We start from the raw sequence: 12,125 nt of genomic DNA, 5'->3' as shown, positions 1-12,125 counted from the left end.
ACTTTGAGGTTTAAATTCTGATCGACCCGGACTGATCCCACTCCGGATGCTCCTATCTGTCCGGCCCGGGTTTAACCTAGGCCGGGCTTTCTTTGCTAGGTCGATGGCAGCTTTCTCACATCCGCGCGGACAGCACCTTGTGCAGGAGCTGTCGCAACCAGCGGTGAGGCGGGTCGTCTTGGTTCCTCGCATGCCAATATTGCCTGACCTCAAATGCTTCCATAAGAATTGGCGGCCGCACGGCCCGGAGTCCGTAGACCTCGGCGAGCCGACCAATCACGCGAGCCGGAGCGGTAAGAATAAGGTCCGACTCGAAGCAAGCTGCCAACGCCACGAGAAAGCTGCTCGCGACGATCCTGATCCGATCGGGATGGATCTTGTCGAGGAGAGCGCGTTCGACGGCACGATGGGCATGGGCCATACCCTTGGTGCTGACCACGATATGATCTGCGGCCATGAAGTCATCGGTCTCACCGGACTTGATGAACGGATGACCTTCCTTTCCGAAGCACAGATATTCCTCCTGGTAGAGCCGTTGCGTCTTGATGCCGGCAACAAGGCTCGGATAGGCGCCGACGGCGATATCGACATGCCCGGTCTCGAGCGCGCTCACCATTTCATCGCCGCTCAGCGTGAGTGCGCGGTAGCTGGTGTGTGGTGCCTCGAACCGCGCCGCCGAATGCAACGCCGTCAAAACGACAAGATGGGCGATGTCCGATCCGGCAATGATGAATTCGCGCTTGAGACGGTCAGGTGAGAATGTCTGCCCGCCTTCAGCCAGGTCGCGACGCAGTTCCAGCAGTTGCTGAACAACCCCGGCGATCGCCTCGGCACGTGGTGTCGGCTCCATGCCGTCGCGCGCCCGGACGAGAAGCGGGTCGCCCAATGCTTTGCGCAGGCGCGCCAGCCCATGGCTGGCGGTGGGCTGCGGTAGGTCGAGTTCTCGTGCAGCGGCGCTGACGCTGTGCCGCTTTAACAGCGCATCCAAAAGCACCAAGTGCCGAAAATCCAGGTCATCTATATTCACAATCTGAATTGTATCTATGAAGGTCCGCCAATTGTCAAATACTCCCTGATCCCTCAAACAGGCTGCAGCAGCGATCGTTGTGCAGGTTTGAAGAGACGATCCGCAATCGCAGAAAATAGTGGAGAGCGATCATGATGCAACTGCCCGAACGCGTCGAAGGACTTCATCACATCACCGTCGCGACCGGATCCGCGCAAGGCGACGTGGATCTTCTCGTCAAGACGCTGGGACAGCGGCTCGTCAAGAAGACGATGTTCTACGACGGCGCACGGCCGGTCTATCATCTGTATTTCGGCAATGAGCTTGGCGAACCGGGCACGCTGTACACCACTTTCCCCGTTCGCCAGGCTGGCTACACCGGAAAGCGTGGTGCAGGGCAGATATCGGCGGTTTCCTATAACGCACCCGTCGGTACGCTTTCCTGGTGGCAGGAGCATCTCATAAAGCGCGCTGTGACCGTCTCGGAAGTGCGTGAGCGGTTCGGGCAGAAATATCTGTCGTTCGAGCACCCCGACTGCGGTGTCGGCTTCGAAATCATCGAGCAGGACACGGACGGCCAGTTCGAGCCCTGGGACTCTCCCTATGTGCCCAAGGAGGTCGCGCTGCGGGGCTTTCACAGCTGGACGGCCACCCTAAATCGCAATGAGGAGATGGACTCCTTCATGCGCAATGCCTGGAACCTGAAGCCCCAGGGACGCGACGGCAATTACCAGCGCTACGCTTTCGGCAATGGCGGTGCGGCCAAGGTGCTAGACGTCTATATCGATGAGGACGAAAGGCCCGGCACCTGGGCGCTTGGCGAAGGCCAAGTTCATCACGCCGCGTTTGAAGTCGCCGACCTCGACGTGCAGGCCGCGCTCAAATTTGACGTGGAAGGCCTCGGCTACACCGATTTCTCAGATCGCAAGCACCGCGGCTACTTCGAATCGATCTACGTTCGTACGCCGGGCGGCGTGTTGTTCGAAGCCTCGGTCACGCTTGGTTTCACCCATGACGAGAGCCCCGAGAAGCTCGGCAGCGAGGTCAAGGTCGCGCCGCAGCTCGAAGGTGTAAAGGACGAGCTCCTCCGGACGATGAACGATCCGATCGTCATTTGATCGCAAGGATGACTCCGCAGGCTGGGTGAAGAGAATGTGGCGACATCGGGCAGTCAATAGCCGAAATGGTGCGCGGATCGGTGTTCATACCACTGGCTTGCCGAGCGGTGAGCCGATCCTGCTCCTTTCTTCCCTGCTGGCCGACTGGCGGTCCTGGAATGACGTGGCCGGTCGTTTACCTTCAGGGGTATATGCGATCACGATGGACCTGCGGGGTCATGGAACGAGTTCGCCGAGTGCCGGCGACTACAGTCTAGCCGAACTGGCGGCCGACGTGCTTAATGTAATGGATAACCTCGCGTTTGCAAGAGTTCATCTTGTTGGCACGTCGGTCGGGTCGATGGTCGCGCAATATCTTGGCGCCACGGCGGGACACCGGCTTATCTCGCTGACACTCGTGGCAGCAGGTTCTCTCGTTCCAGAGCCAGCTTGGCCGATCTGGGACAAGCGGGTGGCCGCAGTGCGCAGCGGCGGGCTCATTACGCAGGTGCCGATCGTGTATCCGGCATGGTTTTCCGGAGCGGTCGACCAAGGTCTGCTGGATCTTGCTGAGTCGATGATCTTGGCCACGACAGTTGCCGGATTCACCGGCGCTGTCGCAGCGATCAAGGGCCATGACGCGAGAAGCCTTCTTCCGCAGGTCGAAACGCCAACGCTCGTCATAGCCGGTGCGAACGATGCCGCCGTGCCACCGGAGGCGGTCCGCGCGACCGCCGCTCTCATTCCAGGTGCCGCATTCGAAGTTGTGACGGGTGCCGCGCACCAGGTCGCGATGCAGCATCCTGTCGCCTTTGCGGACCGGCTATGCCGCCATATTGCTGGAGCGCCGCGATGACGTTTTCCCCTGAAGGACCCTATGGGACAATCGTGACCGGCCCGCCTGTCGAACAGGCAAATGCTGCGATCATTCTTCTGCACGGCCGTGGCCAGCGTGCGCAAGCGATGCTGGAACTTGCGAGACAGCTCGATCTGCCCTCTGTCGCCTGGCTTGCCCTGCAAGCGCCCGCCGGGGCGTGGTACTCGCCCAAATATGACGGGTTCGATCCAGACGGCGACAGGTCTGTGGCTGACGCCTGCACCGCCTTGGCTGAGATCTCCTCGCGGCTGGAAGCAGCCTGGGTCGCGCTAGACCGTCAGGGCATAGTCGGCTTCAGCCAGGGTGCCTGCCTCGCCAGTCACTTCATGTGGTGCGGCGCTGCGAAAATGGGGTTCCTGGGCTCGCTGACCGGAAGCCTCCCGGGTTTTGAGCTCCCAACCGCGCCAGTTGAGCCTCGGTTTACCGGTCTCAAGGCGATATTCACAGGTGGTCTGAACGACGATTGGGTCAAGGCAGAGCATGTGCGGGAGACAGCTGAGCGCTTTAGACTCTCTGGTGCTGATGTCGGCGAGTATATTCAACCGATCAAGGACCATGGAATTGGGGCGGACGAGATCGCGTTGTTGCGAGACACCCTGATCGCACGCTTCGAGCTGAACCCGCCGGTCCCTACGCGCGGGCCGCGACATCAGCCGCTCGTGCCGCAAAGCACGCCAAGTCTGACGGATTGAACGTCCCATGCTGTTCTCCGTCATAACCACCATCTCGCCTGAAAAGCTGGCAGAGCGCACAGCAGCCATACCGGCACACCGCGCCTATCTTGCGTCGCACACCGCAAGCATTTTGGCAGTGGGGACCACCTTCGCCGAAGGCGGCGATTTGGTCGGATCGACATATCTCGTTGATGTCGACGATTGGAACGCAGCCCGGGCCTTCATCGCCGAAGACCCCATGACCGTGTCCGGGGCACGTCAAAGCATCGACATTCTTGAATGGCGGATGGGCGGGTTCGATCGGCGATACCCCTGGCAAGGGGCGAACGTCGAGAGACAAGACGCAGCGCATCAAAGTCTGAATAAGGAAGGGGTGAGCGCTGCGCCCCAACCTTCGCTCCGCACACGCCATCTCAGAGTGTTGCTGCTGATCACCACGCTCGCGCCGCTAGTGGCCCTCGTCAACATTCTCTTGGGCGACACCATTGCCCATCTTCCCGTTTTGCTGCGCTCCTTCTTGGTCGTGGGGCTTGTCGTGCCCGCCGCGACCTATGTTGCACTGCCGCTGCTTACCGGCCTTGCGCGCTGCGTGGGGCAGGAGCGCCGGGAAAGTTCACCAGCCATCCGGCCGCCGGCGGAACACACTCATTCTACATGACGATTTAGCCCGCAAAAATCCCCGAACGTCTCAGTTCCAGGCAAAAGGATCATAAAAATATGAGCGCTGATACAGAAACCCTGGCGAGGAAAGTCCGTGAAGAGGTTATCAAGCCTGAGCAATCGACTCTGATTAGCCCGGATCGACAGTCACCGAGCCTCCTTCGCCGCGAAGCGACGGTCGAACCGCGGTTCGAACTGTTCCACTTCGTGTTCTCAGTCTGCTCGCAAAAGGTGCGCGGCACCCTAATGGAGAAGGGCGTGACCTTCGGCTCCAACGAGTTGACGATCCTTCCCCCGCAGAATGAGAATTATTGTCCGCAATATGTCCGGCTGCGGTTGCGATCGGAAGCCGCAGCCAAGCACCGTCCTGTCAGCTCGTTCACTGGGCAGTCGTCTGTTGATTCCGAAGGGTTCGACCCGCTCGTCGTACCGACCCTCGTCGACCATGAGACCGGCCGGATCCTCGCCGATTCCAAGGCAATCTGCCTCTACCTCTGCGACGCCTTGTCCGGCGGTACCGATCTTCTGCCCGCCGACATACGGGAGGCTGTGCTCAAGCAGGTCCAGCTCGCTGACACGACGCCCCATGTAGCCCTGCTCTACGGCGCCGATCCGGACGGTGATCGTCGGCCCGAAAGCATGCAGGCGGTCATGCCCGGCATCCACGCACACAAGATCGACGCCGTGCGCCGCAATATCCCGCTCGCGGACGGCGACCCGCTTCTCCTCGAAGCCTACCAACACAAGATTGTGAAGGAGGAAGCCGCCGCCTCGTTCGTCATCAACGAGCCGCAAATGCGGACCGCCATCTCGAAGGCGGAGCAGCTGGTTACCGATCTCGATCGCGACCTCGGGGCGTCCACCGGACCTTGGCTGTTCGGCGACCGCTTCACGCTCGCCGACCTGTTCTGGGCCGTCAGTCTCTACCGCTTCCTCTGGCTCGGCTATTCGGGTTTCTGGAAAGACGGTGCAGGCAAGCCCCGTGTCGAGGCCTATGCCAATCGGCTCTTCGCGCGGCCCTCCGTCAAGGATGCGATCATCCAGTGGCCCGGCCATCCGCCGAGCGAGAATGTCATCCATCTCCTGAGCAACGCCTAAAGGCAACCACCGCGCCGTCCGCAAGCGACGCGGTCCATGCCCTGAACGCGTCGTCCGGCAGGGCCGAGACCATTCAACAGCGCTCGAATCCAGGACGAGCATGGATTTCTTATATGGATCGGCTCTGTTGCAAAAATCGTGAAGCTTGAGCATGCTTGGCGGAGATTGGACGGACGGAACGATGACGGATTTCAAGTGGCGCCATTTCCAGGGTGATGTGATCCTGTGGGCGGTGCGCTGGTATTGTCGCTATCCGATCAGCTATCGCGACCTTGAGGAAATGCTGGCGGAACGCGGCATTTCGGTCGACCATACGACGATCTATCGCTGGGTCCAGTGCTACGCCCCGGAGATGGAGAAGCGGCTGCGCTGGTTCTGGCGGCGTGGCTTTGATCCGAGCTGGCGCCTGGATGAAACCTACGTCAAGGTGCGGGGCAAGTGGACCTACCTGTACCGGGCAGTCGACAAGCGGGGCGACACGATCGATTTCTACCTGTCGCCGACCCGCAGCGCCAAGGCAGCGAAGCGGTTCCTGGGCAAGGCCCTGCGAGGCCTGAAGCACTGGGAAAAGCCTGCCACGCTCAATACCGACAAAGCGCCGAGCTATGGTGCAGCGATCACCGAATTGAAGCGCGAAGGAAAGCTGGACCGGGAGACGGCCCACCGGCAGGTGAAGTATCTCAATAACGTGATCGAGGCCGATCACGGAAAGCTCAAGATACTGATCAAGCCGGTGCGCGGTTTCAAATCGATCCCCACGGCCTATGCCACGATCAAGGGATTCGAAGTCATGCGAGCCCTGCGCAAAGGACAGGCTCGCCCCTGGTGCCTGCAGCCCGGCATCAGGGGCGAGGTGCGCCTTGTGGAGAGAGCTTTTGGCATTGGGCCCTCGGCGCTGACGGAGGCCATGGGCATGCTCAACCACCATTTCGCAGCAGCCGCCTGATCGGCGCAGAGCGACAGCCTACCTCTGACTGCCGCCAATCTTTGCAACAGAGCCTGTTCTTCGTGCCGATCACGGGACTCGCCATTGCGACAGTCAATCCCGATGAGACGGCGAACGCTGCTGGCATGTCCAACTTCCTAAGAACGCTGGCCGGTGCGTTCGCAACATCGCTTGTCCAGACCCGCTGGGCCAACGCGACGCGAGAAAACCAGACCGAACTGGCCGGCGCCATGCACCAGGGACAATCGACCCTGGATGGCATGATCGCGGGCGGCGCATCCCCGGAATCGGCGAGGGTCATGCTGACCAATATCGTCGAAGGGCAAAGCGTCATGCTGGCAACCCTCAATACGTTCGCGGCGATTGTAATGTGCTTCGCCGTCGCTGCCGCCCTCATCTGGCTTGCGCCCAAGCCCAAGGGACCGATCGATACCAACGCGGGTCACTGACAGGGGCCAGGAGGAATTCGGTTTGTGAAATGGAAGAAACCTATGTCGAATAAGGAGGGAGCGGCGATCCGTCCGGTCGCGCAAAGCTCCAGGCGTGCGGAGCGGAAGGAAGAGCGGCGGCGCCTGCTTATCGCCGCAGCCCGCTCGGTCTTTCACGAAAAGGGATTCGCCGCAGCCACCATCGACGACATCATGGCTCGCACCGGTGGGTCGCGCGGAACGCTCTATGGCCATTTCGACGGCAAGCTCGCTCTTTTCGAGGCGATTGTCGAGGAAGAGGCCGAGCGCTTCGCGCAGGCCGTCACCGAAACCATCGCGCCCGCCGCCAGCGGCGATCTCGATGCCATGGCGGAACGGTTGATCGCCGTCGCCACCAGCGAGGAAACGATCGATCTGTTGCGGATGGTGATTGCCGAGCGGCAGCATTATCCGGGTATCGGGGAAATCTATCGCCAGATCGTACCCAGGATCCAGGCATGGATGCGCCGTATGTTCCGTGAACAGACTGGTGCCTCGTTCTGCCGTGACGAAGCCGCGTCGGATTTTCTGGCGGACATGTTCCTCGCCATCGTTCTGGCCGACACACAAATGGGTATCCTGACCGGAATAACCGGCGACCGGCTCGACAAGACGCATCTTATTCGAACGCGCCAGCGTCTCAAGGCCTTGCTCGCCCTGCGAGATCATTTGGGCGCGGACAGGCTGTCCGAGCTCGCCGCTCTCGCGCAACAGGACATTGAAGATGGCCGATGAATGCATCGCGGACTGGGAAGTAATCTCCGCCCGCATCCATGATCTTTGGGTGGACCGCCTCGACAACTATGATCGCGCGATGCGGGGCGATCTTCATGATATCGGCATTCTTGTCCGCGACGAGTTTGCCCTTGGTGATCGGAAGGCCGAACAGGCCATCACCCGATGGACAGCGGAAAATCGGCCCCGATCCCTGCTCAACGCGCAATGGCAGCGCTTTCGCACGGCGATGCAGGATCGGTGGGAGCCTCAAACGCCATTCGATCCGGACAACCGCGATGACCTGAATGCCGCGCGCAATCTCGTGATCCACGATATCGACGAGTTGCTCAACCGGATGATCGAACACTATCGTCTCACCGAGACCACCGCCGCTGTCCAGGTCAATGACTGGCTCAATCTCGTTCGCGTCCTCACCGAGAACCAGCCTCGCAAACGCCTCTCGCCGCGCTGGACCCGTTCCCCGCAATGAATGAAATCAAGGAGCCTGTGATGAATATTTCCGAAACCGTGCCGATGGAACGGCGCAGAGCCATTGTTGTGGGCGCCGCCGGCGGGATCGGCAGTGACATATGCCGGCGCATGGCGCTGGAAGGGTATCGCGTCGTCGTTGCAGACTATAATGAAGACCGAGCCCGTGAAGTCTTGCGCACTTTGGCGGGCGAGGGCCACGACGTAAGCGTGTTCGATGTCACAAAAGATAGGGCGGTGGATGCCGCATTCGATAGCATCGAGGCGGATGGGCCGGCCAGCGTGCTGGTGGTGGCGTCCGGCGGCGCTCCCGTGAACCCGGATAATCCTCATCCCAATATTGCGACGACGGCCACCGAGGACTGGAACCGGGGTATCGCTCTGAACCTCAGCGGGGTTTTCTTCTGTATTCGCAAATTTGCCCAGTTGCGTCTGGCCCGCCCTCTTGAGCACAGCCGGATCATAACGATGACCTCGGGAACCGGCCAGCTTGCGGTAAGCCCGGCCAACCCCGCCTATGTGGCGTCAAAGGCCGCGCTGATCGGCCTCACCCGTCAGGTCGCCTACGATCTGGCTCACGCCAACATCACCGTCAACACCATCGCTCCAGGCGTGGTCGGAACACCGGAATTCTACCGCAATACGAGCGAAGAATTCAGGGCACAAACCGCGCGATCTGCATTGCTCAACCGTTTGGGGACGCCCGAGGAAGTCGGCTTTGGCGTCGTGTTCCTGGCATCGCCGCAGGCGTCCTACATCACTGGAACCACGCTGGATATCAATGGCGGCGCACACATGCACTGAAGCGCCCGGCGGCGATCATTGCTGCCGGCCAGGTCAGAAGGATTGAAACGATGAGCCCGCGCAAAAACATCCTGATCGTCGGTGGCGGTGTGGCCGGACTCGACCTTGCGGGCCAACTGGCGGGCGCCCCGGCGAAGCGGCTGGGCCTTGACATACGCCTCATAGATCGTGAGCCGGCCCATGTCTGGAAGCCCATGCTCCATACGATCGCGGCCGGAACGGCCGACACCGGCGCCAACCAGACCGCCTATCTGGTTCAGGCTCAGCAGCGTGGCTTCCGTTTCGAGATGGGCGAAGTGATGGCCGTCGACCGCGCAGCGAAGCAAGTCCTTCTGGCGCCGCTCGTCGTCGATGGGGCGGAGATTCTCCCCGCGCGCAGCCTGCCCTATGACAAGCTGGTGCTGGCTGCGGGAAGCCGAGCCAACGACTTCGGCACACCCGGCGTCGTAGAGCATTGCATGACGATCGATTGCCGGCGCGAAGCCATTGCCTTCAGCGAGCGGCTGCGTGTCGCAATGCTTCAGGCGATCGCCTCGAACGACCATCTTTCGATTGCTATCGTTGGGGCTGGCGCGACCGGGGTAGAGCTTGCCTCCGAACTGGTGCGGCTGGCCGATGTGCTGGAACAGCATGGCGCTTCGGGAGCGCGAAGCGGGCTGAAAATATACCTTATCGAATCTCAGCCGCGCATTCTCGGCCCCTTTCCCGAGCGCGTAGCGCATGCCGCGCACACGGTCCTGGAGTCGCTGGGCATCGAGGTGTTGACGCAGGCGCGCGTTCTGGCGGGCGATGCCGATGGGTTCCAGCTTGCCGATGGACGCAGGATCGAGGCATCCATCAAACTCTGGGCGGCCGGGGTGCGTGCGCCCGAGTTTGTCGCTGCGATAGATGGCCTGGACCACAGCAGGCTCGGGCAGGTCATCGTAAACCCGAATTTGGCGACACCCAATGACCCCGATATCTTCGCGCTGGGCGACTGTGCGAGTGTCATGCTTCCGGACCGCGAGAGTCCATTGCCGACCACGGCCCAAGCAGCCTATCAGCAGAGCGTTTATCTTGGCCGCACTTTGCCTACAATATTGGAAGGAAAGCCCGTGCCGCCATTTCGCTACCATGACTTCGGGTCATTGGTGTCGCTCGGCGGTTATGACGCTTATGGGACGCTTGGCCGCTTCGGGTTGTTCCGGGGTGGGTTCCTGCACGGGCGCATGGCGCAGCTTGGGCATGCGCTGCTCTATCGGCGGCATCAGGCGCGAATTTATGGACCGGTTCGCGGTAGCCTGCTGTGGCTTGCCGATACCCTCGACACCTCGGTGCGCCGGCGCGAGCGCCTGGCCTGACATGGGCCGCCTTCACCAACGAAGCTGCCTGATCCTCGGTGCATTCTGGCTTGTTCTTCCCGGCACCGTGTGGGCTTCACCGCCCGACATGGAAGTTCTACTGACCGGCCAGGTAGAAACCGATGCCAGTGGCGAACAGGTCGTTGCACTGCGCTTTCTGAACCGGACTGACAGACAAGAAATCCTCGCCCTGCCGGACAGGATCGAAGCGAAAGTCCGGCAGGAGAATCGTGAACGCACGCTCCTGTTGGCGCGCGCTAACGATACAGAGCCGCATCTTGCCATCGACGCGCATGGATTTGGGCAGGCCCATTATCGCCTGCCCGCAAATGAACCCCTCGTCAGAGCCATGGTCTCCATTCCTGCCTGGTCAACTCAGGAGGTGGTGCTTGCGCCCATTGTGAAGACCGCTACGCATGAGGCCGAAAATCGCTCGAATCCGAATGCACCGATTCTTCCACCGCCACCTACCGACAGAAAAGCCGGCAACGCCTTTGTGGACAATCTCGACCTGTATGAACCCATCTATGCCGTTTACGGGCCAGGCACCGACAGCGAAGCTCGCATTCAACTGAGCTTCAAATATCGCCTGTTCGGAGCCTCGGCGAACAGCCAGACGTCTTCCAATTGGCGAGACGGGCTGTACCTCGCCTACACCCAGAGAATGTTCTGGGACCTTGAAAGCAAATCCTCCCCGTTCCGCAACATCGATTTCCAGCCCGAACTTATCTACATCACACCGACAGTTGGCCTTACCGGCGACATCGCCATGACCGTGCAGGCGGGTATTCGTCATGAGTCCAACGGGCGGGACGGTCCCCAGTCGCGCAGCATCAACAGCATCTACATCGCTCCAATGGCAACCCTTCCGATCGCCGGCGATTACAGGCTAACATTCGCCCCCAGGCTTTCCCTGTATGTCGGTAACAAATCCGACAATCCGGATATCGTCCATTATCGCGGACATGCCGGATTGTTCATGGAGGTCGGAGAGGATAATGGACTGCGCCTCTCCACCTCCACCCGTTTCAACTTCGGTTCGGGCAAAGGGGCTGTCAATGCCGACCTGTCCTATCCGTTGCCCCGTCTCCTCGGCGGTGGTCCCGATCTCTATCTCTTCGCCCAGTCCTTCTACGGCTATGGTGAAAATCTGCTCGATTATAACCGGCGCACCCGCCGGTTACGTATAGGCGTTGCTCTCGTGCGATAATCTTGAGGCGACGCCACAGTCTTTCTCTCGCAGAGTTCATGCCGGTATCACCTTCCGCCATCGGGCCTGACCTCGATCGTGCAGCGCACCGGCTTTTTCGCCTTGTCAGCCTGCTCGCGGCATTTCTGCACCGCCTCGCGGTTGCCATCGACGAGCGGCGAGGCCGCGACGATCAACGCCCAGCTCTCGGGCGCGGCGGTCTGCATCAACCGTTGCCCCGCATCCCACATCGTCGGTTCGCCAAGCGCGTGCATCGCCCGCCGCTCGGGCCAGTGCCAACTCGCCGGCATCATCCGCGCGACCGGGCCGGCGAGCGCCGCATAGAGCAGCATCCCCAGCGCCGCGCCCCCCAGCCCGGTCCCGATCAGCCAGCGGTTTTGCACATCGCCGCGCCGTGCGGATGCGAGCCGGTTGCCGACCTCGCGCGCGGCCTGGTCCAGTCCTGTCCGGGCTTCGGCGATCAGCCGTTGATCCTCGCGACGGGCATGGAGCGCCGCCGATACGATCTCGCCCGCCATGTTGTGAGGCGTCATCGACAGGAGAGGACTTTTGGCGATGGGGTCGATCTGCTGCACCAGCACCCCCAGCACCTTTTCGGTGCGGGCCAGCGTCGGCTCGTAATCGGGTATCTCGATGGACTCGCGCGTAGCAGCCAGCCCCGCGATCGCGGCGCGCAGCAACCCGACCTCGCCATGCACCGACGCCAACCGATCCTCGACCCGCGCGAACGCCAGCGCCGG

The 12,125-nt window shown here is 61.2% G+C and carries 14 protein-coding genes; 12 read left to right on the top strand and 2 right to left on the bottom strand.

Annotated elements, in window-relative coordinates; translation table 11 throughout:
• Nucleotides 1-115: 115 nt before the first annotated feature.
• Entirely contained in the window at nucleotides 116-1,027 is a 912-nt protein-coding gene (locus M529_RS38450) for a LysR family transcriptional regulator (RefSeq protein ID WP_013041683.1), read from the bottom strand.
• Between the two features lie 131 nt (nucleotides 1,028-1,158).
• Here M529_RS38450 and linE point away from each other — a divergent pair, with 131 nt between their 5' ends.
• The 12 genes from linE to M529_RS50330 all read left to right on the top strand — a co-directional run bounded on the left by linE (nucleotide 1,159) and on the right by M529_RS50330 (nucleotide 11,385).
• Nucleotides 1,159-2,124, top strand: coding sequence for a chlorohydroquinone/hydroquinone 1,2-dioxygenase (gene linE / locus M529_RS38445; protein WP_007686007.1), 966 nt, complete (start codon nucleotides 1,159-1,161; stop codon nucleotides 2,122-2,124).
• Nucleotides 2,125-2,158: 34 nt separating this feature from the next.
• Nucleotides 2,159-2,959, top strand: a complete 801-nt coding sequence (locus M529_RS0124795; protein WP_218847786.1) for an alpha/beta fold hydrolase — start codon at nucleotides 2,159-2,161, stop codon at nucleotides 2,957-2,959.
• Entirely contained in the window at nucleotides 2,956-3,672 is a 717-nt protein-coding gene (locus M529_RS38440) for an alpha/beta hydrolase (RefSeq protein WP_007686010.1), read from the top strand. Before M529_RS0124795 ends, M529_RS38440 begins: the two co-directional genes overlap by 4 nt.
• 7 nt (nucleotides 3,673-3,679) lie before the next feature.
• Nucleotides 3,680-4,312: a YciI family protein gene (locus tag M529_RS38435; RefSeq protein WP_007686013.1), complete on the top strand. Its 633-nt coding sequence runs from the start codon at nucleotides 3,680-3,682 to the stop codon at nucleotides 4,310-4,312.
• Nucleotides 4,313-4,371: 59 nt separating this feature from the next.
• Complete coding sequence (linD, locus tag M529_RS38430; RefSeq protein ID WP_013035740.1) at nucleotides 4,372-5,412, top strand: 2,5-dichlorohydroquinone reductive dechlorinase; 1,041 nt, start codon at nucleotides 4,372-4,374, stop codon at nucleotides 5,410-5,412.
• Between the two features lie 181 nt (nucleotides 5,413-5,593).
• Nucleotides 5,594-6,358, top strand: coding sequence for an IS6-like element IS6100 family transposase (locus M529_RS38425; protein ID WP_001389365.1), 765 nt, complete (start codon nucleotides 5,594-5,596; stop codon nucleotides 6,356-6,358).
• A gap of 62 nt (nucleotides 6,359-6,420) precedes the next feature.
• A complete protein-coding gene (locus M529_RS38420) occupies nucleotides 6,421-6,807 on the top strand; it encodes a hypothetical protein (RefSeq protein WP_062121693.1) in 387 nt (128 codons plus the stop codon).
• Between the two features lie 42 nt (nucleotides 6,808-6,849).
• Nucleotides 6,850-7,560, top strand: coding sequence for a TetR/AcrR family transcriptional regulator (locus M529_RS38415; protein WP_007686175.1), 711 nt, complete (start codon nucleotides 6,850-6,852; stop codon nucleotides 7,558-7,560).
• The gene (locus M529_RS38410; RefSeq protein ID WP_007686174.1) at nucleotides 7,550-8,032 is read left to right on the top strand and encodes a hypothetical protein; all 483 of its coding nucleotides are present in this window, start codon (nucleotides 7,550-7,552) and stop codon (nucleotides 8,030-8,032) included. Before M529_RS38415 ends, M529_RS38410 begins: the two co-directional genes overlap by 11 nt.
• Nucleotides 8,029-8,835 carry an SDR family NAD(P)-dependent oxidoreductase gene (locus tag M529_RS38405; protein ID WP_007686172.1) on the top strand — a complete coding sequence of 269 codons (807 nt, stop codon included), beginning with the start codon at nucleotides 8,029-8,031 and terminating at the stop codon, nucleotides 8,833-8,835. Before M529_RS38410 ends, M529_RS38405 begins: the two co-directional genes overlap by 4 nt.
• A gap of 50 nt (nucleotides 8,836-8,885) precedes the next feature.
• Nucleotides 8,886-10,175: an NAD(P)/FAD-dependent oxidoreductase gene (locus M529_RS38400; protein WP_007686170.1), complete on the top strand. Its 1,290-nt coding sequence runs from the start codon at nucleotides 8,886-8,888 to the stop codon at nucleotides 10,173-10,175.
• An 88-nt stretch (nucleotides 10,176-10,263) separates the two neighbouring features.
• Nucleotides 10,264-11,385: a phospholipase A gene (locus M529_RS50330; RefSeq protein WP_236617693.1), complete on the top strand. Its 1,122-nt coding sequence runs from the start codon at nucleotides 10,264-10,266 to the stop codon at nucleotides 11,383-11,385.
• A 47-nt stretch (nucleotides 11,386-11,432) separates the two neighbouring features.
• Here M529_RS50330 and M529_RS38385 read toward each other — a convergent pair.
• Nucleotides 11,433-12,125, bottom strand: a 693-nt coding sequence (locus M529_RS38385) for a DUF6118 family protein (protein ID WP_021318597.1), incomplete at its 5' end; no start/stop codon positions are given.

It is taken from the genome of Sphingobium ummariense RL-3, from assembly GCF_000447205.1.
Taxonomy (GTDB): Bacteria; Pseudomonadota; Alphaproteobacteria; order Sphingomonadales; family Sphingomonadaceae; genus Sphingobium; species Sphingobium ummariense.
Note: the sequence above shows the minus strand (reverse complement) of the source record. Positions and strands in the feature narration are given on the sequence as shown.